Raw genomic sequence first — 25,259 nt, forward strand, 5'->3', positions numbered from 1 at the left:
ATTACTCCATTATGCTCATAACGCTGTTTTTAATACGTGTAACACTGGGTATGTATTGTTTTTCCAATTGGAAATATGGCATCACAGTATCATATCCAGTTACCCGTTGAACCGGAGCCATTAAATCAGTCATAGAATTTTCCATAATCTGGGCTGAAATTTCGGCACCAACCCCACAAGTTTTTGCTCCCTCGTGAACGATAACACAACGCCCCGTTTTCTCTACTGAGGTTAGAATTGTTTCTATATCTAGTGGTTTAATTGTTGCTACATCAATTACCTCACAAGAAATTCCTTCGTCACCCAATTGTTTGGCTGCTTGTTGCGTTTCGTGAATACTAGCCCCCCAACTTACTAATGTGACGTCATCACCTTGTTGCAATGTAAAACATTTTCCTAGAGGCAGAGCCTCACCATTATCTTCAACAGGTTGTTTGACCAAACGATAAATTCGCTTTGGTTCAAGAAAAATCACTGGATCTGGATTACGCATAGCGGCCAGGAGCAAGCCATAAGCGCGCCTAGGGGAGGAGGGAATCACTACCTGCAAACCCGGAATATGAGCAAATAATGCTTCGGTGCTTTCTGAATGATGCTCTGGAGCTCTGATACCGCCACCAAAAGGAGCTCGGAACACAAGCGGGCAGTGCAGTCGTCCTCGCGTCCTATTACGCATACGAGCAGCATGAGAAATAATTTGGTTCATGGCTGGGTAGATAAATCCCATAAATTGGAATTCAGCAACAGGCTTCAGCCCCTGTATTGACATACCAATTGCTAAACCAGCAATCATTGACTCTGCCAAAGGAGTATCAAAAACTCTTTTTTCTCCGAATCGTTCTTGTAATCCTACTGTAGCACGGAAGACACCACCATTTTTACCGACATCCTCTCCAAAAACCACTACATTTTCATCATGAGCTAACTCATAAGCCAAAGCCTGAGTTACCGCCTCAATTAAAGTAATATCAGGCATGAGTTGCTTCCTCCATAGCTATTGCACGTTGTTCCACTAAATATTCAGGTAGTTCCGCATAATGATAATCAAAAATACTACTAATCGGTTGTGTCTCCATACTTAAATATTCATTAACGGCTTCTTCTACCTCTTTAGAACACTGGATTACCAAACTCTCTTCATCTTGTGCATCCCAGATTTTTTGTTCTATCAGAAACTCTTTAAATCGTGATATGGGTTCTTTCGGTTTTGCCTTTTCAACTTCCTGACATGGTTGATATCGAGTTGCATCATCGGCTGTTGTATGATCCGATAAACGGTAAGAAAGGGCTTCAATTAAAGTCGGACCTTCACCACGGCGTGCTTTTTCAATCGCATCACCAATAACCTGTCTTGTTGCCAGAATATCATTACCGTCAATTTGCATACCTGTAAAACCAGCGGCTATAGCTTTCTGTGCAATAGTTTGTGAACCAGTCTGTTGATCTCTGGGGACTGAAATAGCCCATTGGTTGTTATTAACTATAAAAACAACAGGTAACTTCCAAGTACCTGCAACATTTATGGCCTCGTAGAAATCACCTTCTGAAGTACCACCTTCACCCAGGCATACTACAGCTACACGTGGCTGATTTCTGTATTGGAAGGCAAATGCAACGCCTGCTGCATGCAAGCATTGAGAAGCGATAGGCACACATATTGGTAAGTCTTTTGAATTACATGAAAACTGGCTGCCACGCTCATCTCCACCCCAAAAAGCCAAGATTTCAGACATTTTTACGCCGCGTTGAAATTGAGCAGCGTAATCTCGGTAATAAGGTACAAACACGTCTTCAGGGCGCATTGCATGGCCTATAGCTGCTGAAATTGCTTCTTGTCCATTAATCGGGGCATAAGTTCCCATTTTACCTGTTCTTTGTAAAGCAATAGCTTTTTTATCAAAGGTACGTGTAAGAACCATGATTTTATAAAGTTCTTTGAGTGCAGAATGATTATGGGCAAAAGGGGGTAGTTGACCGACCAGTTTTCCATGTTCATTTAAAAACTGAGTATATGTAATATCAAATTGAGCAACTGTTGCCATATAAGGCTCCTTGTCAATAAAGCGTTTGCATAGCATACTCAGAAATTAATTCAAAAACCAGAGAATAAGTAAGAAACTTGTAGCCTTACTGAGACATAAAGGAACCCGCGAAATGTCTAAAATACTAATCCCCAGGTTTCGCTTTGCCTCACCAAGTATCTATATTAAAGTAAGTTATTGTAATAATTAGCTAAGAGGAATATTTTGAGTCAAATTGTTTTATATTCATTGGCCTATAACGATTCGTTACATGAGTATTACCAAAAATTGCACCATTTACCTGGTTTTGTTCTACTAGAAAGCACAGACCGATTTCATGGCCGCTATGATATTCTCAGTGCTTATCCTTATGATTTTATTGAAATTGATCAAAATACACATGATTTGCCGCGTTTATTAAAAAGAATAAGTCAAATCTTATCGCCAGTAGCCTCCGTGGCGGATCTTCCTTTTCAAGGTGGTGCACTTGGCTATGTTTCTTATGATCTTGGTGCAAAGTTATTAGGCATAAACTCCCGCATCCAACCAACATTAGAGTATATGCCTTTGTTGGACTTTGGATTATATGATTGGGCAATTATCGTCGATCATCATCAAAAAAAAATAACATTATTTGCAGCAAATATGCATCAATCAACTCTCAAAGTAGTTGATGAAGTTTTGGAACTTTGGAATTCCATTCCCAATCAGTCCTGCGATGCCGGCATTAAAAGTGATTTTACTCCTTTGATGGATAAACAGAATTACATGAATGCCTTTTCTTCCGTATATCAATTTTTAAAAGAAGGAAGAAGTTATCAGGTTAATCTTACTCAACCATTTCATGCTGCTTATGAGGGGGATAGCTGGGCTTTTTATAAAAAAATCTGTATGAAAAACCCAGTACCTTTTGCTGCCTTTTTAAGGACTGCCGATGCTGATATCTTAAGTTTCTCGCCGGAACGTTTTCTTTTATATGACGAAGGTAAATTAGTTACATCACCTATTAAAGGAACTATCGGGCGCTCTACTAATGAGGTTGAGGATCAACGATTAAAAAACCAATTGTCATCTTGTGAAAAAAATCGAGCCGAGAATGTGATGATCGTTGATTTGCTGAGAAATGATCTAGGTAAAATTGCAGAATCTAGCTCGGTGAATGTGACTAATTTATGCGAAGTACAAAGTTATAATTCAGTTCATCATTTAGTAAGTACAATTGAAGCTCAATGTTTGCCAACCATACTACCTTTTGAAGCGTTTTTGTCTTGTTTTCCAGGTGGCTCTATTACAGGAGCTCCCAAAATTGAGTCTATGCGAATTATTGATGAACAAGAGTCTTATGCACGCGGGGTTTATTGTGGGTCTATAGGCTATTTTTCACGGCATGGGCGATTTGATACGAACATTGCTATTCGCACGATTACAGCTAGAAAGAATATTTTACATTTAGCGGCTGGCGGTGGAATAGTTATTGACTCAAACTGTGAAGATGAATATCGTGAATGTTTTATCAAAATAGCAGCGGTTATTAATGGACTTAAATGAATTTAAAGGGAAAAAACTTGTGCATTCGGCAGTAGTTGTCTTGTATGAACAATTATCTGATTCATTAATTCTGACACAACGCAGCGAGCAATTGCGCACTCATCCAGGAGAGATTTGCTTTCCTGGTGGTATATGGGAAGAGGGGGATGATAATTATTGTGTTACTGCGCTTAGAGAGTTGCAAGAAGAGTTAGGTATTACCCCTGAACGCATAACTCTAATCAAAGAATTAAACACTCAGAAAACACTGTTAGGAAGTATTATACATCCCTGGTTTGCGAGCATTGAGTCGGTAAAACCCTATCAATTAAATTATCATGAAGTCGTTCGTTTAATCTCGATACCGATGGTACTGGTACAAGATGCTAAGAATTATAAAGATTTTATCATTGAACGTGCTGGTCGTCGTTATGTCACTTGTGAATTTACTGCGAATAAAGATTGGGTATGGGGAGCAACAGCCCGCATAATGAAACAATTGGCAAAATAAAACACTGAATGCGATGCTCTGATAATGCTTTACATCTGAACATCGAAATTTCAGGAACAAAAAATTATTTCTATTTTATTAGAGATCCCGGGTTCGCTGTGCTTCACCCGGGCTAAATTATATTGCAACAGCTGGTTTTTTTTCGGGGTGGCTGGGAGATGTAGCATGAGAATCTTTAAGTGCTCGACGAAGAATTTTTCCTACATTTGTTTTGGGGAGTTCATCATAGAACTCAACAATTTTGGGAACTTTATAAGCAGTTAGATGCTCACGGCAATAAGCAATAACTTGTTCTTCAGTTAAATTTGGATCTTTTTTAACAATACATGCTTTGACGCGCTCACCAGACTCTTTGTCAAAAACCCCCACTACACCAACTTCTAAAACCCCAGTATGCATTGCAATAACTTGTTCCACCTCATTAGGATAAACATTAAAGCCAGATACGAGTAACATGTCCTTTTTTCGATCGACTAAATAAATAAAGCCTTCTTCATCCATTTTGCCAATGTCCCCTGTTTTTAAGTAGCCACTTTTAGTGAACACTAAAGCGGTTTCATCGGGTCGTTTCCAATATCCCGGGGTTACTTGGGGACCTTTAATGCATATTTCTCCGCTTGTACCGATAGGTACTTCATGCTCATCGTCGTCAAGAATAACGACATCTGTAGAAGGGATGGGTACTCCTATACTCCCGCTATATTCGGTCTTATTCATGGGATTCATGATGGCCGCGGGACTGGTTTCAGTTAATCCATAAGCTTCTAGTACCGGTGTTTTGGTGACTTCGCGCCATTTGAGAGCCACGCTCTTTTGTAACGCCATACCTCCGGCAAGTGAAATTTTTAGTTTACTGAAATCAACTTCTTTAAATTTAGGATGGTTTAATAGGCCATTAAAGAGAGTATTAACACCAGTAATTGCTGTAAAACCTACTTTTTTGATTTCTTTTATAAAATGTCCCATATCACGAGGATTCGTAATCAGTACATTTCTGGCTCCATGTTTTAAAAAGGTCAAACAGTTAGCTGTCAGCGAGAAAACGTGGTAAAGAGGAATCGCTGTAATAATGATGTCATCGCCATTAATACCTATCACAGGTCTAATCCATGCATCAGCTTGCAAGACATTGCAGACCATATTGCCATGAGTCAAAATGGCACCTTTAGCAACACCTGTTGTGCCTCCGGTATATTGTAAAAATGCGATATCATCATGATCTAACTCTACATGATGTAAAGGAGCTTGTTTTCCCTCAAGTAACACATAGTTAAAAGCAACTGCATGAGGAATGTTGTAAGCAGGTATCATTTTTTTTACATATTTAATTATTGAATTGATAAGCAGTCGTTTCGGCGTTGGGAAAAGATCCGCTATTTCAGTCACAATGACATGCTTTAATGTCGGAATGGAATTTAATCCTTTTTCAACTGTTTTTGCAAAATTGGCGAGCACGACGATCACTTCGGCTCCAGCATCATTCAACTGATGAACAAGCTCGTCTGTAGTGTAGAGTGGATTTGTATTAACAACGACATATCCTGCGCGTAAGATGCCAAACAGAGCCACTGGGTATTGAAGAACATTAGGAAGCATGATTGCAACTCGAGTTCCCTTATTAAGTTTAAGCTGCTGAAGATAAGCAGCAAAAGCTCGACTTAAATCATCCAGTTCACTAAAAGTGATACTACTTCCCATATTGCTATATGAGATTTTTTTAGCATAACGTGTGCAGGATTCTTTAAACAAATCTACGAGGGAAGCATATTGACTTGAGTCAATTTCATGGGGAACTCCTTTCTGATATTGTTCAAACCACCGTTTATCCACCTTAATATCCTTCTGTTATTGGTTTTCACATGTTAGTATAAACAAAAATATTGGTTATGGATATCATACTCATGAGTGAAAATACAACACAAACTCAAGCATTTAGATTAAAAGGTCGCCTTTATACATTTACCGTATTACAAGTATTAAATACGGATCCTGAAGCTTTTAAGCATCAACTGGATGATACTATTGCCAAAGCTCCTAAGTTATTTGAGCATACCCCGGTTGTTTTTGATTTATCTGCAGTACACCAATTAGAATTTGATTTACAGGCTTTACTGCAATTAGCTCGTTCCCATGGCATGATTCCTGTTGCCATTCAGGGAGGAAGTATAATACATGATACGTTGGCCCAATGTAATGGATTGGCCGTACTGCATGCTTCTTCAACGCAGGATAAACCTATTATCGAGCGGCCAATTGAAAATAATCATCATGAATCATCAAAATCTAAGTTAATTACTACACCTGTTCGTTCGGGCCAACAAGTTGTAGCAAAAGGTGCTGATCTTGTGGTGGCTTCTTCTGTAAGTCATGGTGCTGAATTATTAGCTGATGGCTGTATTCATGTATACGGAGCTTTAAGAGGAAGGGCTCTGGCTGGAATTTCTGGTGATAAAGAGGCACGAATTTTTTGCCAATCACTTGATGCGGAATTGGTGTCAATAGCTGGATTTTATCGCTTAAGCGACGCGATCGAACCTTATAATGGACCCTGTCAGATTTATTTATTGGATGAGCATATTCATATAGAGCCCCTATGATAGAAGCTGTTTTTATTTCTGATCTTCATTTACATCCGGAGGATCAAGCCATTCAAGAACGTTTTAATCAATTTATTGAATGGGCTAGCGTTTCTGTCAAAAATATTTATATTCTGGGCGATTTTTTCCATGCATGGGCAGGAGATGATACTGTTGATGAGTGGAGCAGCGGGATTGCTCGTCAATTATTTTCTTTGAAAAAACAAGGAATTAACTTGTTTTATATGCACGGAAACCGAGACTTTTTACTGGGAAAAACATTTGCTCACATGACAGGATGGACCATTTTACCTGAGCCATCTATAATTCAGTTAGGACAGGAAAAGATACTGTTGGTACATGGTGATCGATATTGCACTAAAGATAGAGCACACCAACGTTTTCGCTTTTTAACCAGAAACAAAATCTTTTCCACCTTATTTTTAAGTTTACCATTAAACTATCGCAAACGATTAGTAACTCAAGTGCGCTATCGTAGCCAGATGAATCAGAGCAAATCTATTGAGGAAATGGATGTAGTTGCTGAAGTGGTCATTGACCATATGCTATACTATCAAGTGAATCAATTAATTCATGGTCATACCCATAAATTTGGCATAACAACCCATCAAAAAAATTCGCAAAAATTAAAGCGTTATGTTCTCAGTGACTGGGATGACAAACCCCAGTTATTGTGTTATGATAATACAAAAGGGCTCTATTTTGCCCATTTGTGATATTTGTGGAGAAGCAGGTTATGGCGGCTAAAAGTAAAGACCAGATGGAAACAGAATTAAAGGAGCTGAACGAACTTTCTGCAAAGGGAATGGCTCAACTCCGAGAGGAAAAAAATAAGAAAGATCTCGATGAATATATTGCTGAAAAGCGTAAAGAAGAGCAGATGAAATATTCCAAATGGTTGGATGAACTGCGAAATAAGCATAAGCTGACCAAGAGAAGAGATGGCGGACCAGAAACCTATGAAGAGGAATTAAAGGAATTAGCTGATTCAGTGATTAATTCAGAGCAAAATGCTTATAATGACTGGCGATCTAATATGATGTCCTTGTTGAATTTATTTGGAAAAATGAATAAAACCGTAAATATCTCAGCAGATCAAGTCGCTGGTGAGGCATGGAATAGACTTAAGAATCCAGATGAAGAGAATAGCTGGTTAGCTACAAAGTTGATTGGAAATTATCTAATTAAAGGGGCAGAGAACAAGTATTCTGAAGTAAAAGCCAGAATGTTACATGCAATAAAAGGCGATGGTGATCTTCAACTTCCTACCTTGGAACATAAAGTTACATTCAAAGATGGAAAAGTTCACGTAGCCGATTTGACTTATAACCAAGGTGTTCAAATCAATGCACCACAAAAGCAAGGCGAACCCAAAAAACCAGAAAATCAAGCAAATCAAGCGTTTAGGTCAATGGTTGCCCTTTGGTTAGCAGAAAATGATTATATTCCTGTTGATGGAAAACCAAACGAATATAAACACTATGCAAGTGGTGCCGTATTGGATGAAGATACGTTCAAAAGATTGAATGCTGATCCTGAAACCAGTTTGTCCAAGTTCCTGAAAGATAATGCAAACTTGAAATATGAGGAGCAAGAAGAATCACGAGCTACTCCTACTCCTCCATAATTTGAGAGCGTTATATTAAGCCTTTATTGAATTTGCGGTATTCCGCTATGGAAGCGAAATACCGTATCAGTTGCTAAAATAAAATCATTTTCTATTGTTAAGAACAACTTCAGACGTTCTTCTATATTCCCACCATATAATTTCGCCAGTCGCAGATAATCCTCAAAATGACGAGCTTCCGATTTAATCAAAGTACCGTAAAATTTTACCAAGTCCTGATCTTCAAGGTAGGGTATAATTGCGTGAAACCGCTCACAAGAGCGGGCTTCAATAATAGCTCCAATAATCAATTGATCACATAAACGTTGCAGAACATTTCTGCTCGTAACTTGCTTATGCATTTGAGTTGCATATCCTGAGGGTTGTAAGGGGCAAAATTCAATGCCTTTGTTCGTCATAAAGTTAATGACTTTTTCAAAATGAAGTAGTTCTTCACGTGCTAAAGGAGACATCACTTCAACCAATTCTCTTTTTTCCGGGTATTTGCCCATAAAATTAATTGCAGTTGCAGCTGCCTTACGTTCACAATGAGCATGGTCAATTAATAACAGAGGAATATGATCTGCTGCGAAATCTAACCATCTTTGCGGTGTTTTTATTTGAAGAAAGTCATTTAATAATTGTAAATCAGTATCTAATCGTTTTAACATCTGTGAAATACACTATACTTATCGAATAAAATGTCTTATATCATAGGACCTTTTTACAATTCTACTATTTTGGCTGTAATACCTTGATTTTCTAAGCTCGATGCCGATGGATTTTACGATTAGGTGACAAGAATTTCGACTTAATATAACGAATTGTAAACAAACCTAATATTTTGAAAATTTAAATTGGATGAAAAATGAACGGGGAACAAGCTGATACTGAATTAAGTAACTGGTTTTCAACTTACGGGGTAATCACAGCTGAGCGTATATTAGGCAGGTATAAAGTCAATTTGGCGCAAAGTGAGCTTGTAGAAGCAATTAAAAGTCCATATAGTTTTTATCATCGAATGTTGCGGGTTCCACTTAAAAGCGTACTTAATGGTATCGTCCTGCAACAGGCAAATGATTATCATGTCTATACTCAAAAATTATTTATTGATTATTTATTGTCTGGCGAAAATTCTAAAGGTGAGGAAGCACAAGGTGCTTCTATACGTGAAGATCTTGAAAATGAACGACAACAACTAGTTACGCTTGGTGATGAGTTTCATAATGTGCATGGGCAACATGATTATTTAATTGCTAATAGTCAGGCTGCGTTGATTAGATTAGCTCAAATATTCAATACAGAATTGGAAAAAGCGATTACTGCAATGAGTACGTTACTCAAAAGCACGGGTATTTCTGAGAAAAAGAGTAAAATTCGACGGGCAATTAATCATGCTTTGATTTATAGCAATATATTAGATGTCCAAAACAACCAATTTCTTTTCATAGAAAAAATGAATGAAATTCTTAAAATTTCGCTTACCGAGGATTTAGAGAAAAAAATGGTAATGGTATTATCTGAAATATTGCAAATCGATATGGATTTTGATGAACAAATAAGTGATTTTGTTGCGCAAACTGAAGAGCTTAGCCGAGCAGCTAACTCATACCGAACTCTCTTTTATGAAACGATTCTTCGTGTTGTGGATTTAATGAAATCATTACCTGATTACAAAATTGATCCCGAACAAGATGCTATTAACAGAGAACCTTTATACTTTGATAAAACGATTGGTGCAATAGAATAGTGTTGCACAAAGAAAAAAACAATTTCTAGATATGACACGAGTATGTATCCTGGGTTTGCTTCATTTATGAAGACGATAATGACTTGCAATGAATTTATATTAGCCATATAGATGGGATTTCGTGTATAATATTGCACTTTAACTAAACCCCTATGGAGTGCATGATGGCAAAAGAAACAACATTGTCAATTATTAAACCCGATGCAGTAGCTAAATCTGTTATTGGCCAAATCTATACTCGTTTTGAAAACGCAGGTCTGAACATCGTTGCTGCAAAAATGATGCAACTTTCTCGTGAACAAGCTGAAAATTTTTATGAGATTCATCGTGCACGTCCTTTCTTTAAGGATTTAGTTGAGTTCATGATTTCTGGTCCAGTAATGGTTCAGGCATTACAAGGCGAAAATGCTGTATTGAAAAACAGAGACATTATGGGTGCTACCAACCCTAAAGAAGCTGCTCCTGGAACCATTCGTGCTGATTTCGCTGATAGTATTGATGCCAATGCGGTACATGGTTCAGACAGTCTTGAAAATGCGGCTCGTGAAATTGCCTTTTTCTTTGAACCACACGAAATTTGTGAACGATAAGAACTGGTTTTTTTGATATTTAATGACACATATAATGTAGCCAGGGTGCCGCTTAGCGAAACTCAGGCTACATCAACTATATTGCAACTAATGTCATTAAATTTGGAGTAAAAATGACTGCACAAAAAGTAAATCTGCTGGATTACAATTATCAACAAATGCGTGAATTACTCAATAGCTGGGGTGAGCAACCATATCGAGCTCAGCAGCTAATACAGTGGATTCATCAGGCAGGTTTTACTGATTTCACAAAAATGACTAATCTTAGCAAGACGCTAAGAGAAAAATTAACACAGCTATCTTGCATTAAATTACCCGAAATAGTTGCTTGCCAAAAATCCAATGATGGCACTCATAAATGGCTATTGAAACTGGACTGTGGTAATTGCATCGAAACGGTATTTATCCCCGAAACCAATCGAGGTACCTTATGTGTTTCCTCGCAAGTGGGATGTGCTTTAAACTGTTCCTTTTGTTCTACTGCGAAACAAGGTTTTAATCGTAATTTATCCACTGGAGAAATTATTGGTCAAGTATGGTTGGCTGTACGTGAATTATCACAACAGCAAGGAGCCCACGACAAAAGAGTAACCAATGTGGTGATGATGGGGATGGGAGAACCCTTACTTAATTTTGATAATGTCGTGTCAGCAATGGATATTATGATGGATGATTTTGCTTATGGATTATCAAAGCGTCGCGTTACTTTAAGTACCTCTGGAGTTTTACCCGATCTGGAACGTTTAAGAGAAGTCAGCCCAGTGGCTTTGGCTGTTTCATTACATGCACCAACTGATGAGCTGCGAAATGAACTTGTTCCTATAAATAAGAAATATCCCTTGGCTCAGTTAATGGCTTTATGCAAAACCTATTTTAAAAATGAACCACGAAGAAAAGTAACTTTTGAGTATGTAATGCTCAAGGGAGTAAATGATCAACCTGAGCATGCAACTCAGTTGATAAAGTTACTGCGTAATATTCCATCAAAAGTAAATTTAATTCCTTTTAATCCTTTTCCAATGTCACAATATGAGCGTTCATCTCAGGAAACAATTAATGCATTTAGAGATAAATTAATAGCTCACGGAATTAACACGATTACCCGGAAAACACGGGGTGATGATATCGATGCCGCGTGCGGACAATTAGCCGGAGAAGTTAAGGATAGAACGAGTCGCTCTCAAAGATGGCAAAAATTACATTTTACACCCAAAAAGGATCAGAAGCCGCAAACTGTACAATGATATTGTAGTTGGGGGTAACAGAACGACCCTAGCCAAGAGAGCAACGATACTAGGACTCGCTGCAGGCTTCATCTAAAATTATGTCATTTGAAACCCCAATAAAATCATTATTTGTGACAAATCATTTTTAATTTATTTATAAGCGGTTATAATGCGCAATCATTTCTAGCCTTAGTGTGAAATATTGTGTTAAAAAAGTTTTGTTTTTTATTTATTATCACCTGTCTGTTTTTACAGGCTTGTGTGCATAATGAAGAAGATGAAAAGCAAAATTTCAAAAAACGTGATCTCAGTAAAGCCGCATCGTATAATGTACAGTTAGGCTTAGGTTATTTAAAACAAGGTGATAGGCCTAGGGCGAAAAAAAAGATCCTTACTGCATTAGAACAAGAACCTTCATCACCTGATGTTAACTCAGCAATGGCTTATTATTTTGATCAAACTAAAGAACTGGATCAGGCAGAAAAATACTATTTGAAAGCAATATCATTAGCAGGAAATGGAGGCGCACAGCTAAATAACTATGGAGCCTTTTTATGTCGACAAGGCGATTATAAAAGAGCTGAAAGTTACTTTTTAAAAGCTGTTAATGACTTGAAATATGTTCATACTGCCGGAGCTTATGAAAATGCTGGTCTTTGTGCTCTATCAGTTCCTAATGAAGACAAGGCCAAGCTATATTTTGCTAAAGCATTAAATCAAGATCCTTCAAGGAAGGTATCTTTTTATGAATTACTGAAACTTGAAGTTAAAAGCGGAAATGCTTCAGAAGCTTTTGCTCTGTTACAAAAGCATCCAGATTTAATTTTAAATGACAGACTATTATTATCTTTGGCCAAAGAGGTTTCTGAGAAAGTTGGACAATATACTCTTGCAGCAGAATATCAGCGAAGTATAAATAATTTAAATTCCAATATCGACACTAGTGGAGTAACTAATGAATACAATAACCACACTGGATGAAAATATAGTTGAGCATAATAAAAATCCAGGCGAGCAGCTTGCCAGTATACGTGAGCAAAAAGGGTATACAGTTGAGTACGTTGCCAATAAATTGCATTTAAGGGCTCGAATTATTGAATTAATTGAAAGTAATGAGTTTCACTTGTTACCAGAACCAGTATTTGTTAAGGGATATTTGCGTGCATATGCTAAATTATTAGGAACTTCCCCCGAACCTTATCTGGCAATATTTAATGAACAGTTTGTTGTTGAGAAAAAATCTGATCGTGCTCTTTTATGGCAACAAAGTAAACGCGAGTCTCATAAAGCAGAGCATATTATTCGCTGGTTCACAATATTATTTGCTGTAGGAGTGATTGTTGCTGTAGGAATTTGGTGGCAAAAAAACAGAGATTCGCAGCAAGTGTTTTCAACAAAGAGTACCCCAGTTGATTTATCACTAAATCAAACACCAGCAGTAGAAACTCAAGAATTGAAGCTTACTGATATATCAAAAATGCAATCTCTATTAAATCCCAAACCGGAAATGTCTCCTATGGAGAAAATCGGTGGCTGAGCGAATTAAAGCAATACGAGGAATGAATGATATTTTGCCTGACGCAACGGCATTATGGCGTTCCATTGAACAAGTTTTTATAAGTGTACTGTCCAGTTATGGTTATCAGGAAATACGCTTTCCGCTTATTGAAAGTACCCAGTTATTCAAGCGGACTATAGGTGAAGTCACTGATATAGTCGAAAAAGAAATGTACACATTTAATGACTTAAATGGCGATAGTATTACTTTGAGGCCCGAAGGGACTGCAGGTTGTGTGCGCGCTTGCCTGCAAAACGGACTCCTACATAATCAGCAACAAAAATTATGGTATATGGGACCTATGTTTCGTCATGAAAGACCACAGAAAGGACGATATAGACAATTCAATCAATTAGGTGTTGAGGCATTTGGTATGCCTGGGACCATGGTTGAATTAGAATTGATTTCCATGTGCCGTAAATTTTGGGAACAGTTAGGTTTTGCAGACTTTGTACAATTGGAAGTAAATACATTAGGTGAATTAACAGAACGTCAGCGCTATAAAAAAGTTCTTGTTGAGTATTTGACGGATCATGAGCATCAGTTAGATGAGGACAGCAAGCGTAGGCTAACGCGTAATCCATTGCGTATTTTGGACAGCAAAAACCCGGAAATGCAAGAGTTATTGGCTAATGCTCCTAAACTGATTGATGTACTTGATGAAAAAAGTCGTGCACATTTTCAATCTTTTTGTGATGGCTTAGACGCATTAAATGTACCTTATGTAGTTAACCCTGTTTTGGTTAGAGGCCTTGATTATTATGGGCATACGGTGTTTGAGTGGGTAACTGATAAACTAGGAAGTCAGGCTACAGTTTGTGCTGGAGGCCGATACGACATATTGGTTGAACAGTTAGGCGGTAATCCAACACCTGCAGTAGGTTTTGCATTAGGCATTGAAAGAATATATCTTCTTATGGAAACTCTGAATGTCCTAAAGCAGGAGAGTAAAAAGAATGGTTTGTATATTATTGCTACCAATGATAATGCTGTGGTACAAGGTCTCGTGATTTCTGAATCAATACGTACTGCTTATCCGGAAATTGAAGTATCAGTAAATACAGCAGGTGGTAGCTTTAAAAGTCAATTCAAAAAAGCAGATAAAAGCGGGGCACGATTGGCTTTGATTTTAGGTGAAGATGAGTTGGCTAATAAGCAAATTAGTATTAAAGATTTGCGTAATGAAGCTGAGCAAATCACTGTAGATCAAAATATGGTTAATCAGGTTTTAAAAGATTATTTAGAGTAAGTGCAGGAGAGTGTTATGTCAGTGTATATGACTGAAGAGGAACAATTAGAATCGATAAAAAAATGGTGGAAGCAATATGGTACTCTTGTCACTGTATTATTATCGCTTGTACTCTTTGGGATTGCTGGATATCGATATTTGCATTGGCATCAGGAAAAGCTAACCCAACAAGCATCAGTTGCATATGAGCAAATGATGGTTGCTCTTTCAAATCAAAATATCAAAGCAGTTAGAGCCTATGCTAATGAACTGATTCATGAGCACAGTCGTACTGTTTATGCCGATGCAGCACATATGACACTTGCAAAAGTTTATGTATCGAAAAATAAACTGGATAAAGCAACAAACGAGTTAAATGCTGTTGCTTCGAACAGTAAGATGCCGACTCTAAAACAAATTGCCAAAATCCGTATTGCACGTATCCTTGCAGCAGAAAAATCTTATACAAATGCTCTTAAAGAATTGAGTAATGTTGAGGATAATACTTATTTACCAGTCATTAATGAATTAAAGGGCGATATTTACGGAGCCACTGGACAATATGAAGAGGCCATGAACTCCTATAAACTGGCTTTAGAGGAAGTAAAAAATAATGGAATGGGTAATTTATTTTTGGAAATGAAAACCAATGCGATTGCAAGTAAGTCGCACTCGATGATTTCTGAAGATAAAAAAGTAGAATCTGCATAACTTTTAGTTATCAGCCTGATAGGTTCATATAACATACACATTTTGAGATTTGCTCTATCTGGGCTAAAACGTAATGAGTGTGTTTATTGATATGTTTTGTAAAAATTGAGGTTTGACTTTCATGAAAATGAAATTATTTATTTTAATTCTTTGTACCATAATCCAAGGGTGTTCAAAACTTGATGATTACATGTTAGGTAAAGATAACACTCCAAAACCTAAAGAGCTCAAACAAATTAAGGACAAAGTTAAAGTTGAACAAAATTGGACAGTTGCTGTTGGTAAATCATCAAAAAATAAAGAATATTTAAGACTTAAACCGGTAGTGAAAAGTGGAATTATATACACTGCTGATGCCAGTGGACTGGTTCAAGCTGTTAATAAGCATAATGGTACTATGAAATGGTCTACTGCTCTGAAGCATGGCTTGGTTAGTGGACCGGCTGTTGCTGGTGGATATGTTGCTGTGGGCACTAATAATTCCTCATTAGTTGTATTAAGTGAAAATAATGGTACCAAATTATGGCAAACAAAGGTTACCGGAGAAATTCTATCACCGCCTACTATTTTAGGTGGAAAGGTAATCGTTAAGACAATCGACGGTAGAGTTTATGCATTTAATGCAGCTGATGGCAAACAAATATGGATGACAGAGCATGGTTCTCCTAGTTTAATCCTTAAGGCAAGTTCATCTCCTGTTGCAATGGGAAATCTAGTATTGATTGGTTTTTCTGATGGAAAACTGGATGCATTAGATGTAAAAACAGGACGTGTTATGTGGCAACGAAGTATTGCTTATGCGTCAGGACCAAGCGATGTCGAGCGATTGGTTGATATCGATGCGGATCCAATTGTAGAAAATAATGTGGTTTATCTTGCAAGTTATCAAGGCTATATTGGCGCACTGTCTTTATCTGACGGACAGTTTATCTGGAGAAAACCTGGTTCTGTATACAAAAATATGATTCTAAGTGGTAATACTTTATATATCACTGACAGTCATGATGTCGTTTGGTCTATTGATAAACGTAGTGGCCAAGTCAATTGGAAACAGACTGGATTGAAGGCGAGAGTATTAACAGAGCCAGCATTGATTAAAAATGATTTGGTAGTAGGTGATAAAACTGGTTACCTACATTTTATTGATTCACAAACGGGTGAGATTATAGCTCGTTCAAAAGTTTCAAGTGGTGTTAGTATTTCTCCAAGCGTGATTGGAAGAAAGTTATATGTATTAACAGACAACGGAATGCTAAATCAATTATCTGTGAGTTAATAAATGATCCCTGTGATTGCACTTGTTGGACGTCCTAATGTTGGTAAGTCTACATTATTTAATAGGCTGACTAAGACACAAGATGCCCTAGTTGCTGATTTTCCTGGTTTAACTCGTGACCGACAGTATGGTCAAGCCATTCATGATCATAAGCACTATATCGTTGTCGACACCGGAGGTATTGGTGTTGACGATATTGCTGTTGATAATTTAATGTCTAAACAATCAGAAATCGCACTTAATGAGGCTGATATTGTTCTTTTTCTAGTTGATGGAAGAGCTGGCTTGACTGGTATTGATGAAAAAATTGCCAGTAATTTACGTAAATTAAATAAAAAAGTACATCTGGTTGTTAATAAAACTGAAGGTTTGGATGATGATCTTGTCTGTGCTGATTTTCATGCTTTAGGGATTACTGATATTCACTCTATTTCCTCGTCGCATGGTAGTGGTATTAGAACCCTACTCGAGGAGGTTTTATCTCCATTTACGACTCAAGTTGATGAAAGTGAAGAAGATAATGTGATTAAAATCGCTTTTGCCGGTCGCCCCAATGTTGGAAAATCAACTTTGATTAATCGAATTTTGGGTGAAGAACGGGTCGTTGTTTATGATATGCCAGGTACAACCAGAGATAGTATTTCGATTCCTTTTGTAAGAGATGAACAAAACTATGTTCTAATTGACACTGCAGGTGTACGTAGAAAATCTCGCATTGATGAAAAAATAGAAAAATTCTCTGTGATTAAAACGTTACAAGCCATTGAAAAATCGAATGTATGTTTACAAGTTCTGGATGCTAGGGAAGGGATTACTGATCAAGACATGAATTTGCTCGGCTTCATTATTGAATCCGGTAAAGCATTAGTTATTGCGGTAAATAAGTGGGATGGCTTAGATGAAGAGCATAAAGAAAAAGTAAAAAGCGAATTATCCAGAAGATTACATTTCGCTAATTTTGCAAAAATCAGATTCATATCGGCCTTGCATGGCAGTGGTGTAGGTGGTTTATTTAAAGATATAAACGAAGCGTATGCTTCAGCTGTCCAATCCTTTTCAACACCAAGATTAACTCGATTGCTTCAAGATATTAGCACGAAACACACTCCTCCTTGTGTGAATGGACGTAGGATTAAATTAAGGTATGCGCATCTTGGAGGGCATAATCCCCCTGTAATTGTCATCCATGGGAATCAATTGGCGGATTTACCTGAAAGCTATAAGCGTTATCTTAGCAATGAATTTATTAAACATCTGGGATTAGTCGGAACACCATTAAAATTTGAGTTTAAAGGCGGAACAAACCCTTTTGCAGATAAGAAGATTAAGTTATCGCAAAGGCAAGTAAATAAAAAAAGAAGACTAATGAGTCACGTTAAGAAGAAAGCAAAAAACAAAAGGAAGTAGACTGATTATATTTTTTGCTTTCCATTTTTGTAGTCGGGGTTACGACTGCCTTTTCATCCAGGCTACAATATGTCAAAAATGTGATTAACTCTTACAAAGTGAGCGACATTGTGAAATTATTTGTTTCGTTCTTGCTGCACTAATATTTAATTTATTAAGAAGGTTAGGATTCTCACCAATTGCTTTGCATAAGAGAATGTTTTCTCCAAGCAAAAATTCAATTTCAGCTTTTGTAAAGTTAGTAATGCAGGTTATAGGGTATAGGCCAGAATACTCTATTAATTCTTTTAAGCTTCCTTTTTGAGGATAATCCCAGCCAATTAAATGTAAACCTGAACACTGACCATATTGTATTGCATCATTGGTAAAGCGAGTATTAGTCACAATCCAACCCTTGAGTTGTTCATGATTTTCTCTTTTGTAGGCCTGTTCAATATCAAGAAATCGTGCCTTGATATACAAAGTAACTTTTACATCACAAGCAAGACCCAAGCGATTATGGTATTTGCATTCTACAAAAACATGCTCATTCTGGCGCTCTCCAACTACATCTACTTCATGATTAACACAATATCCATTAATAATTTGATTATTAAGGACTTTAAATCCTTGATGACGCATAATTTCAGCAACAAATTTTTCAAATGGATATCCAGAAAATCCAAGTTGCATAATTGCACGTTTTAAATGATATTTGCCAGCGATGCTTCTTGACTCATTGCGTAAGTGGCGAAAGGTAATACGATAAATTTCTTGTGTTGTCATTCCTTCAACTATTGATTGAGATACGTCATTGATGATCTTGTTAATGAGGGATTCGTCGGTGCCAACTCGTTTTAATGAGCGATAGATACGCTGGGGATCAAATGGTACCTTTTCTCCAGAAGATTTAATAATATAAACAGGTTGTGCAGGTGTGGTCACTTTATTCATTTGTGGTATTCCAATTAAGCAAGAAATCGATAATATCCTGGCTGACATCGATATTATTTGATGTATGAGGAATTGTATTGCAGGTAATAATCTTTGCTGCATGGGACAGTAAAAGCTTTTGATATGCATTTTCAGCAAAAACGGCATGAACGCCAATGCAAACAGCCGGCTTCATTTTTAATGAACTTAAATGAGTTAATGTTTCCATCATTGTCATTCCCGTTGAGATAATATCATCAATAAGAATTGGTGTTGCCTTGCAGTATTGTTTTATTCCTGGAATAGATATTTCAACGTGTGTATCGCTTTTCCTGATTTTTTCTAAAATAGTAAACGGTGCGGAAGATTTTTGCGCAATTGTTTCAACCCACTGTGCACTTTCTGAGTCAGGCCCAATAAGAATTGGATTAGATACATGTTGAGATATCCAGGATGAAATCTCATAGGTTGCATGAAGTACTTTAGTGGGTATTTTATAAATCGCATTTAAATCTGACCAGCGATGTAGATGTGGGTCGACTGTAATTAAGCTATCGAAATAAGCGGAAATCAATTCTGCAAAATATACGGATGTAATCCCTTGTCCTGGTTCAAATGCTTTATCTTGACGCATATATGTAAGGTATGGAGTTACTAATACTATTTTCGATGCGCCTAAAGATTTAGCTGTTTCTGCAGCAAATAGAAGAGGAAGAATTTTCGGATTGGGATGTACTAAATTGGCAACAAATATAACAACTCGCTCTGCTACATCAGAATCGATTCTAACAAGAGTTTCTTTATCGGGAAATTGATGGAAACTAATTGTTCCTAGCTCATAATGACATTTTTGATGAATTGTATATGTCAGCTCATCATGTCCAAATAGTGTAAAAATAATGGGTGTTTTTTTCATACGCTGGCCTCAATTTGAAATACTTCATGGCCTTGTTTCAAGAAATCAAGGGCATAATTGAGCTCTCCTCGCGTATCTGCGTAGATTCTAAAAAGAGGTTGAGATTTTTTGACTATTGAATGCAGTGGACTTAATAACTCAACACCTGCTGCTTTTGAGCGTGGTGCCCCTGCCAATTTAGCTAATTGAGAAATATGTCGATTATCAATGTTAATAATGATACCTGAGAGCTTTGATTCTACTGTATGAACAATTGGTGCTTTTTTAATCTCACGCAGGCCACCTTGAGCCCGACAAATTGCTTCAAATTTAGCTAATGCCTTGCCAGTGTTAAGAAGGTGAGTTGCAATACTCAATCCTTGTCCTGGCAAAACCTGGGGGGAAAATTCTATGATATGAGCCGCTAAGACTAAAGCATGCTCACGTAAATCTTGTGGTGCATGTTTATCGCAATTCAGTACTGCTAGTACATCAAGTGCCTCAAGAACAGGTCCTATTCCACGTCCTACCGGCTGTGATCCATCACTAAAGATTACTTTTGTCCTGATATCAAACTCTTCTGCAACAGTTTTTAATAATTTTTTTAGCGAATTAGCCCGCTCAATTGATCGAACTTTTGCCGTAGTTCCAATAGGCATATCAATGACGAGATGATTAGAACCCGCAGCAATTTTTTTTGATAAAATTGAAGCGACCATTTGTCCTTCACTATCGATATTTGCAGTTCTCTCGATTCGGATAAGTAAATCATCGGCTGGGCTTAAAGCCATAGAGCCGCCCCAGACGAGGCAACCATTTTCTTGTTCAACAACTTTTTTCATTTCATTAATGCTCAGGTCGACGTTAGTGAATACTTCCATCGTATCTGCTGTTCCTGCAGGTGACGTGATGGCACGAGAAGAAGTTTTGGGAATAACCAAGCCGAACGCAGCAACAATTGAGACAACAATAGGGGTCGTACGATTTCCTGGTAAACCGCCAACAGAATGCTTATCAACAATGAAAGGTATGTCCCATGATAATTGTTGGCCAGAATGAATCATCGCTCGAGTCAGATCAATAATCTCTTTCATGGAAAGTCTATCTCCGCCGCTGGCAGCAAGATACATTGCAATATTAATATCAGAGAGCTGTCCTGACACAATATCATTGATGATATGGGTTGTTTGTTCTGCAGTGAGCTCATTTCCATAAATTTTTGAGCGGATGTAACTGAGAGAATCCAGTTGTTGTGGATGTGTTAATGCTATTTTTTCACCTTCTTTTGCAGCGAGTAGTTCCCAAGCATAAATAGAAAGACTTGCTTCATTATGTCTTAATAAATTGGATTCAACTGTATTTAATGTGGCAACAATAGAACGTTCATTTAGTATTACTCGAACACGAGTCTGGGCTGTGAATCCCTCTGATTTACATATATAACAATCCTCGCGCATGTAAATAACAGGTTCCTTATGGGTATTAATCCCCAAATATTTAAGCGTCAGGGTGGTGTGCTTTTTGCTCATAATCCCTCTGTTTGTCCATATTTAGGAATATCGCATTGCCAACCGAGTTGTGTTTCGATTTTAGATTTTAAGGATAAGGAGGCTTCAGGTTCTCCATGCGTTATAAATGTCTTTTTAGGCGGTTGTTGAAACTGATTGAGCCAACCAAGAATATCGCCGTAATCGGCATGGGCTGAGGTACTGTGCATTGATTCAACTTGCGCATTGATAGGGATAATTTTGCCATGAGTTTCAATGAACTTTTTACCCGCTATTATCTCTGCGCCCAGAGTCTCCTCAGACTGGAATCCAGTAAATAACAAGGTATTACGTGGATCTGATGCGTAGGCTTTGATGTGATATACGATTCGTCCACCAGAGGCCATGCCACTCGCAGAAAGAATAATTTTGGGTGATTTGTCCAAGTCAAGCTCAATCGATTCTTCTACATCTTGCACGTATGTGGCTACATCACAGAGCTCTTGGCATTGGATTGGAGTTAAACGAAGATCCTCTATGTGTTTATATAAAATTTGTGTCGCATTGATGGCCATAGGGCTATCTAGATAAATAGGCACATCCGGAATTGCTTTTTCTTTTTTTAATTCAGAAAGATAGTGTAATAATATTTGTGAACGACCAACAGCAAATGCTGGAATAATTACTGATCCACCTCGATGAATCGTTTTATTGATAATATTTTTTAAAGTTAACTTGGGTGGTTCCTTTTCATGAAGTCGGTCTCCATAGGTCGACTCAATTACCAGATAGTCAATTTGCTTAATTTCGCTGGGTTTTTTCATTACGGGATCATGCATTCTGCCCAAGTCTCCAGTGAAAAGAAGTGATGTGTCTTGGCATTGTAGTCTTACAAAGGAAGAGCCTATAATGTGTCCCGCAGGAATAAATTGAAAACTGATGTTGTCATGTAGACTAATTATCTTGTTATAAGCTTGGGGCTGAAATAGTTGTAATGCATTTTCTGCATCCGCTGCGGTATATAGCGGAAGAGCAGGGCGATGATTGGAATAATGGTGTTCATTAGCATGCCTGGCATCCTCTTCTTGCAGGTGTGCGCTGTCAGGTAATAATATGTCACATAAATCTTTAGTCCCGTAAGTACAGTATATTGGTTTATTAAATCCATTTTTAACTAATAATGGCAAATACCCTGAGTGGTCAATATGAGCGTGGGTAAGAATAATCGCATCTAAGAGTTCAGGATTGAACGGGAGTGGATTCCAGTTTCTTAAACGTAACTCTTTAGGACCTTGAAAAAGACCGCAATCTACCAAAATATTTTTGTTATTAAACGATAGAAGATATTTGGAACCTGTGACAGTTCCAGTGGCACCAAAAAATGTGATTTGCATCATTAATCCTTTAATAATAGCGCTGATAAAAAATTAATTTTAAAGTCGTAATGTTAATACATCACATGGAGCATGATTCACTGTAGCATGTGCTGTGCTTCCCAAAAATGAATGCAAGCCAACTGAAGAATGACTGCCAATAATTATAAGCTGACAATCTAATTCTTTTACCTTATTAAAAATATGCTCTTTTACCGAACCCACTTCGACGAATTGATGGTCGCGTGGAATGTCAAAATTTTCCCCTAATAGGGCTAAAACAGTTTGTGCATCGTCTTTGGCTGGGTTGGCTAACTCTGTAAAACCAAGTCCTTGAGCTAATTGGAAACTAGCAGGTAGTTCAATGACATGTAACAGATATAATGTGGCACTAAATTGTTTTGCGATAGCGATTGCTTTTTCTGTGAGATGATTATGTTCCTTGAGCAAATCCGTAGCAAATAAAATATTCTTATACATAGCAGCCTCACAATTAAATTTATTATTGTAAATAATAGTAGATTCCTTGATATAAGTACCTATTTTACATCACAAAATGTGAAAAATAATTTGGTTTGAGATCGTTCATTGGAATTGTACTGTGTATTTTTAGATAAAGGTCAGGGTGTAGATGAGATAATTTTCCAATCAAGATTCTTTTAATTCGTAATTGGGATTTATTTCCATCAAAGGAATTAAGACAAAATCTCTAAATTGGATTTGCGGATGAGGGATTACAAGTTTTTTAGATCGAATATTTTTATCTTCATAATACAGAATATCAATATCAATCACTCTTGGTCCCCAGTGCTTTTTTCGAACCCTGCCTTGTTTTTTTTCAATTTTTTGGCATGCATCAAGTAATTGTAAGGGAGGTAAACGAGTAGAGATCTCGATTACTGTATTGCAAAAGTCTTGTTGGCCTTGCAATCCCCAGGCTTTATTCCAATAAAAAGAGGAAATTTTGGTAACCACGGTAGAAGGCAAAGATTTTATTGATTTAATTGCTCTTCGAAGTTGACGTTCAGGTACTTGCTGATTTGAGCCTAGACCTAAATAACAAACCTTCATTGTGGATCACTAACTTTATTGCTTTTAGGCTTGCGGCGTCGCTTACGCTTAGGCATATCTGGTTTGAGTTGAGCTACCATTTTAGCTTGCTCTATTTCATCTGCATCCTGAAAAGCTGTCCACCATTGCGCTAGCTCCATGGACTCATCACCTGCAAGGGCACGTAGCGCCATGAAATCATAGGCTGCTCTAAAGCGAGGGTGTTGTAAAAGATTAAAAGCTCTTCCTCCAAGTCTTTTCACAAAGCGATACTGTAATAACCAGATTTCACGAATAATTTGTGTATAGCGTTTGGGAATTGAAATAATTTGATTTTGCTCTGCTATGACAAGCGACATTGCTTTTTCTATAGAAGGTAGTGGGTCTATTCCAGTTTTTTGTAGTTCCTTAGCACGCTCAATCATGGGGAACCATAAAAGAACTGCAAATAAAAATGCTGGTGTTACTGGTTTATCTTCATGAATACGAGTATCCGTGTTTTCAAGAGCAATAGCTAATAAAGCATTTACTGGATGAGCGCTGTCTAATAGGGCATTAGTTTGAGGACATAAATGTTGAAACAAGCCATATTGCATGAGCAATCTTTGAACTGCTACTGCATTACCGCATTGGTATAATTTCGTCATTTCATCAAATAAGCGTGAACTTGAAACATGAGTAATAAGATGACTAATCTCAGGAAAAGGTGCTTCTGTCTCTTGTGCAAGTTTGAAATTTAATTTGGCACTAAAGCGAATTGCCCGTAACATACGAACGGGGTCTTCCTGATAACGTTTGACTGGATCACCAATCATACGAATAAGCTTATTTTCAACATCTTTTACACCACCCGTAAAATCAACAATTGAGGAGTCATTGATGTTGTAGTAAAGCGAGTTAATCGTAAAATCACGTCTCCAGGCATCTTCATCAAGGGAGCCATAGGCATTATCACGCACCAACATACCACGTTCATTTGTTTGTTGATTCTCATCCTCTTCTGCATGACTTCGGAACGTAGCTACCTCAATAATTTCACGGTGGAAGAGTATATGTACAAGCTTGAATCGGCGCCCAATAATTCGTCCATTTCGAAACAGATTCTTAACTTGATTCGGTGTTGCATCGGTTGCAACATCGAAATCTTTTGGAGCCTTATGCAGTAATAAATCCCTAACGCTGCCCCCAACAATGTATGCTTGAAAGCCAGCACCAATTAAGCGGTTAAGCACTTTGAGCGCATTGCTGCTAATGTCCGCTTTAGAGATGGAATGCTTATTCCTTGGAATGATATAAGCTGAGGGAACAGTTGGCACATGAGCCCTGTTTCTCTTTAAGAGCTTTTTAATGAATTTGATGATCTTTGTATCTCACAAGATTAATAAAAAATTTATATTATATCGAAGCAAAAGAATAAAGTGAATATTTTGTCCTTACAAACCTTGATCTTTCAATAAAATTTTTGTGTTGTGGATTATATAAAAAGGTTTAGGTAAATATCAGCCTATGAGTATATCATATAATTTTTCAATTT

At 37.4% G+C, this 25,259-nt stretch carries 25 protein-coding genes; 14 read left to right on the forward strand and 11 right to left on the reverse strand.

Going from position 1 to position 25,259, the window contains the following annotated elements; translation table 11 throughout:
- Window position 1: 1 nt before the first annotated feature.
- Together BW930_RS03865 and pdhA are read right to left on the reverse strand one after the other, a co-directional pair.
- Complete coding sequence (locus tag BW930_RS03865; protein WP_058469479.1) at window positions 2-976, reverse strand: alpha-ketoacid dehydrogenase subunit beta; 975 nt, start codon at window positions 974-976, stop codon at window positions 2-4.
- On the reverse strand, window positions 969-2,042 hold the full coding sequence (gene pdhA / locus BW930_RS03870) for a pyruvate dehydrogenase (acetyl-transferring) E1 component subunit alpha (protein WP_058469480.1): 1,074 nt from the start codon (window positions 2,040-2,042) through the stop codon (window positions 969-971). The genes BW930_RS03865 and pdhA overlap by 8 nt, the downstream gene beginning before the upstream one ends.
- Before the next feature lie 204 nt (window positions 2,043-2,246).
- Between pdhA and pabB the strand changes: the two genes are divergently transcribed.
- A complete protein-coding gene (gene pabB / locus BW930_RS03875; RefSeq protein ID WP_058469481.1) occupies window positions 2,247-3,569 on the forward strand; it encodes an aminodeoxychorismate synthase component I in 1,323 nt (440 codons plus the stop codon).
- Entirely contained in the window at window positions 3,556-4,059 is a 504-nt protein-coding gene (locus BW930_RS03880; RefSeq protein ID WP_058469482.1) for an NUDIX hydrolase, read from the forward strand. Before pabB ends, BW930_RS03880 begins: the two co-directional genes overlap by 14 nt.
- A 117-nt stretch (window positions 4,060-4,176) precedes the next feature.
- Here the strand turns inward: BW930_RS03880 and BW930_RS03885 are convergent, their stop codons facing one another.
- Window positions 4,177-5,889 (reverse strand): AMP-binding protein, encoded by a 1,713-nt coding sequence (locus tag BW930_RS03885; protein WP_058469483.1) that lies wholly within the window; start codon window positions 5,887-5,889, stop codon window positions 4,177-4,179.
- Window positions 5,890-5,960: 71 nt separating this feature from the next.
- On the opposite strand from BW930_RS03885, the gene minC reads away from it, so the two are divergent.
- The 3 genes from minC to BW930_RS03900 are packed head-to-tail and all read left to right on the forward strand — an operon-like array spanning window position 5,961 to window position 8,283.
- Window positions 5,961-6,656: a septum site-determining protein MinC gene (gene minC / locus BW930_RS03890; protein ID WP_058469484.1), complete on the forward strand. Its 696-nt coding sequence runs from the start codon at window positions 5,961-5,963 to the stop codon at window positions 6,654-6,656.
- Window positions 6,653-7,372, forward strand: coding sequence for a UDP-2,3-diacylglucosamine diphosphatase (locus tag BW930_RS03895; RefSeq protein ID WP_058469485.1), 720 nt, complete (start codon window positions 6,653-6,655; stop codon window positions 7,370-7,372). Before minC ends, BW930_RS03895 begins: the two co-directional genes overlap by 4 nt.
- Before the next feature lie 20 nt (window positions 7,373-7,392).
- Window positions 7,393-8,283, forward strand: coding sequence for a hypothetical protein (locus tag BW930_RS03900; RefSeq protein WP_058469486.1), 891 nt, complete (start codon window positions 7,393-7,395; stop codon window positions 8,281-8,283).
- 23 nt (window positions 8,284-8,306) lie between these two features.
- On the opposite strand, the gene BW930_RS03905 is transcribed toward BW930_RS03900, so the two are convergent.
- The gene (locus tag BW930_RS03905; RefSeq protein WP_058469487.1) at window positions 8,307-8,933 is read right to left on the reverse strand and encodes a MiaE family protein; all 627 of its coding nucleotides are present in this window, start codon (window positions 8,931-8,933) and stop codon (window positions 8,307-8,309) included.
- Between the two features lie 197 nt (window positions 8,934-9,130).
- Here BW930_RS03905 and BW930_RS03910 point away from each other — a divergent pair, with 197 nt between their 5' ends.
- The 9 genes from BW930_RS03910 (at window position 9,131) to der (ending at window position 18,008) form a co-directional block, all read left to right on the forward strand.
- On the forward strand, window positions 9,131-10,012 hold the full coding sequence (locus tag BW930_RS03910; protein ID WP_058469488.1) for a hypothetical protein: 882 nt from the start codon (window positions 9,131-9,133) through the stop codon (window positions 10,010-10,012).
- Window positions 10,013-10,176: 164 nt separating this feature from the next.
- Entirely contained in the window at window positions 10,177-10,602 is a 426-nt protein-coding gene (gene ndk / locus BW930_RS03915) for a nucleoside-diphosphate kinase (protein WP_058469489.1), read from the forward strand.
- A 113-nt stretch (window positions 10,603-10,715) separates the two neighbouring features.
- Window positions 10,716-11,846, forward strand: coding sequence for a dual-specificity RNA methyltransferase RlmN (gene rlmN, locus BW930_RS03920; protein WP_058469490.1), 1,131 nt, complete (start codon window positions 10,716-10,718; stop codon window positions 11,844-11,846).
- A 186-nt stretch (window positions 11,847-12,032) separates the two neighbouring features.
- On the forward strand, window positions 12,033-12,809 hold the full coding sequence (gene pilW / locus BW930_RS03925; protein WP_058469491.1) for a type IV pilus biogenesis/stability protein PilW: 777 nt from the start codon (window positions 12,033-12,035) through the stop codon (window positions 12,807-12,809).
- A complete protein-coding gene (locus BW930_RS03930) occupies window positions 12,784-13,365 on the forward strand; it encodes a helix-turn-helix domain-containing protein (protein ID WP_058469492.1) in 582 nt (193 codons plus the stop codon). Before pilW ends, BW930_RS03930 begins: the two co-directional genes overlap by 26 nt.
- Before the next feature lie 22 nt (window positions 13,366-13,387).
- A complete protein-coding gene (gene hisS, locus BW930_RS03935) occupies window positions 13,388-14,635 on the forward strand; it encodes a histidine--tRNA ligase (RefSeq protein ID WP_217697068.1) in 1,248 nt (415 codons plus the stop codon).
- Between the two features lie 15 nt (window positions 14,636-14,650).
- Window positions 14,651-15,325, forward strand: a complete 675-nt coding sequence (locus BW930_RS03940; RefSeq protein ID WP_058469494.1) for a YfgM family protein — start codon at window positions 14,651-14,653, stop codon at window positions 15,323-15,325.
- A gap of 121 nt (window positions 15,326-15,446) precedes the next feature.
- A complete protein-coding gene (bamB, locus tag BW930_RS03945) occupies window positions 15,447-16,601 on the forward strand; it encodes an outer membrane protein assembly factor BamB (protein WP_058469495.1) in 1,155 nt (384 codons plus the stop codon).
- A 3-nt stretch (window positions 16,602-16,604) separates the two neighbouring features.
- The gene (der, locus tag BW930_RS03950) at window positions 16,605-18,008 is read left to right on the forward strand and encodes a ribosome biogenesis GTPase Der (RefSeq protein ID WP_058469496.1); all 1,404 of its coding nucleotides are present in this window, start codon (window positions 16,605-16,607) and stop codon (window positions 18,006-18,008) included.
- An 84-nt stretch (window positions 18,009-18,092) separates the two neighbouring features.
- Here der and BW930_RS03955 read toward each other — a convergent pair whose 3' ends face one another.
- The 7 genes from BW930_RS03955 to pcnB form a co-directional block, all read right to left on the reverse strand.
- The gene (locus tag BW930_RS03955) at window positions 18,093-18,941 is read right to left on the reverse strand and encodes an ATP cone domain-containing protein (protein ID WP_058469497.1); all 849 of its coding nucleotides are present in this window, start codon (window positions 18,939-18,941) and stop codon (window positions 18,093-18,095) included.
- Window positions 18,934-19,836 (reverse strand): ribose-phosphate diphosphokinase, encoded by a 903-nt coding sequence (locus BW930_RS03960; protein WP_058469498.1) that lies wholly within the window; start codon window positions 19,834-19,836, stop codon window positions 18,934-18,936. Before BW930_RS03960 ends, BW930_RS03955 begins: the two co-directional genes overlap by 8 nt.
- Entirely contained in the window at window positions 19,833-21,344 is a 1,512-nt protein-coding gene (locus BW930_RS03965; RefSeq protein ID WP_058469499.1) for a thymidine phosphorylase family protein, read from the reverse strand. Before BW930_RS03965 ends, BW930_RS03960 begins: the two co-directional genes overlap by 4 nt.
- Window positions 21,341-22,696, reverse strand: a complete 1,356-nt coding sequence (locus tag BW930_RS03970) for an MBL fold metallo-hydrolase RNA specificity domain-containing protein (protein WP_058469500.1) — start codon at window positions 22,694-22,696, stop codon at window positions 21,341-21,343. The genes BW930_RS03965 and BW930_RS03970 overlap by 4 nt, the downstream gene beginning before the upstream one ends.
- Before the next feature lie 39 nt (window positions 22,697-22,735).
- Window positions 22,736-23,155 carry a universal stress protein gene (locus BW930_RS03975; RefSeq protein WP_058469501.1) on the reverse strand — a complete coding sequence of 140 codons (420 nt, stop codon included), beginning with the start codon at window positions 23,153-23,155 and terminating at the stop codon, window positions 22,736-22,738.
- 168 nt (window positions 23,156-23,323) lie between these two features.
- Window positions 23,324-23,746 carry a 2-amino-4-hydroxy-6-hydroxymethyldihydropteridine diphosphokinase gene (gene folK / locus BW930_RS03980; protein ID WP_058469502.1) on the reverse strand — a complete coding sequence of 141 codons (423 nt, stop codon included), beginning with the start codon at window positions 23,744-23,746 and terminating at the stop codon, window positions 23,324-23,326.
- The gene (gene pcnB / locus BW930_RS03985; RefSeq protein ID WP_172461583.1) at window positions 23,743-25,041 is read right to left on the reverse strand and encodes a polynucleotide adenylyltransferase PcnB; all 1,299 of its coding nucleotides are present in this window, start codon (window positions 25,039-25,041) and stop codon (window positions 23,743-23,745) included. The genes folK and pcnB overlap by 4 nt, the downstream gene beginning before the upstream one ends.
- Window positions 25,042-25,259: the final 218 nt, after the last annotated feature.

This window comes from Fluoribacter gormanii (genome assembly GCF_900156395.1).
Classification (GTDB): domain Bacteria; phylum Pseudomonadota; class Gammaproteobacteria; order Legionellales; family Legionellaceae; genus Legionella; species Legionella gormanii.

Coding starts and splice junctions, on each gene's coding strand:
- BW930_RS03865 (WP_058469479.1), bottom strand. CDS start 976: ATGCCTGATATTACTTTAATTGAGGCGGTAACTCAGGCTTTGGCTTAT.
- pdhA (WP_058469480.1), bottom strand. CDS start 2,042: ATGGCAACAGTTGCTCAATTTGATATTACATATACTCAGTTTTTAAAT.
- BW930_RS03880 (WP_058469482.1), top strand. CDS start 3,556: ATGGACTTAAATGAATTTAAAGGGAAAAAACTTGTGCATTCGGCAGTA.
- minC (WP_058469484.1), top strand. CDS start 5,961: ATGAGTGAAAATACAACACAAACTCAAGCATTTAGATTAAAAGGTCGC.
- BW930_RS03895 (WP_058469485.1), top strand. CDS start 6,653: ATGATAGAAGCTGTTTTTATTTCTGATCTTCATTTACATCCGGAGGAT.
- BW930_RS03900 (WP_058469486.1), top strand. CDS start 7,393: ATGGCGGCTAAAAGTAAAGACCAGATGGAAACAGAATTAAAGGAGCTG.
- BW930_RS03905 (WP_058469487.1), bottom strand. CDS start 8,933: ATGTTAAAACGATTAGATACTGATTTACAATTATTAAATGACTTTCTT.
- BW930_RS03910 (WP_058469488.1), top strand. CDS start 9,131: ATGAACGGGGAACAAGCTGATACTGAATTAAGTAACTGGTTTTCAACT.
- ndk (WP_058469489.1), top strand. CDS start 10,177: ATGGCAAAAGAAACAACATTGTCAATTATTAAACCCGATGCAGTAGCT.
- rlmN (WP_058469490.1), top strand. CDS start 10,716: ATGACTGCACAAAAAGTAAATCTGCTGGATTACAATTATCAACAAATG.
- BW930_RS03930 (WP_058469492.1), top strand. CDS start 12,784: ATGAATACAATAACCACACTGGATGAAAATATAGTTGAGCATAATAAA.
- hisS (WP_217697068.1), top strand. CDS start 13,388: ATGAATGATATTTTGCCTGACGCAACGGCATTATGGCGTTCCATTGAA.
- BW930_RS03940 (WP_058469494.1), top strand. CDS start 14,651: ATGTCAGTGTATATGACTGAAGAGGAACAATTAGAATCGATAAAAAAA.
- bamB (WP_058469495.1), top strand. CDS start 15,447: ATGAAAATGAAATTATTTATTTTAATTCTTTGTACCATAATCCAAGGG.
- der (WP_058469496.1), top strand. CDS start 16,605: ATGATCCCTGTGATTGCACTTGTTGGACGTCCTAATGTTGGTAAGTCT.
- BW930_RS03955 (WP_058469497.1), bottom strand. CDS start 18,941: ATGAATAAAGTGACCACACCTGCACAACCTGTTTATATTATTAAATCT.
- BW930_RS03960 (WP_058469498.1), bottom strand. CDS start 19,836: ATGAAAAAAACACCCATTATTTTTACACTATTTGGACATGATGAGCTG.
- BW930_RS03965 (WP_058469499.1), bottom strand. CDS start 21,344: ATGAGCAAAAAGCACACCACCCTGACGCTTAAATATTTGGGGATTAAT.
- BW930_RS03970 (WP_058469500.1), bottom strand. CDS start 22,696: ATGCAAATCACATTTTTTGGTGCCACTGGAACTGTCACAGGTTCCAAA.
- BW930_RS03975 (WP_058469501.1), bottom strand. CDS start 23,155: ATGTATAAGAATATTTTATTTGCTACGGATTTGCTCAAGGAACATAAT.
- folK (WP_058469502.1), bottom strand. CDS start 23,746: ATGAAGGTTTGTTATTTAGGTCTAGGCTCAAATCAGCAAGTACCTGAA.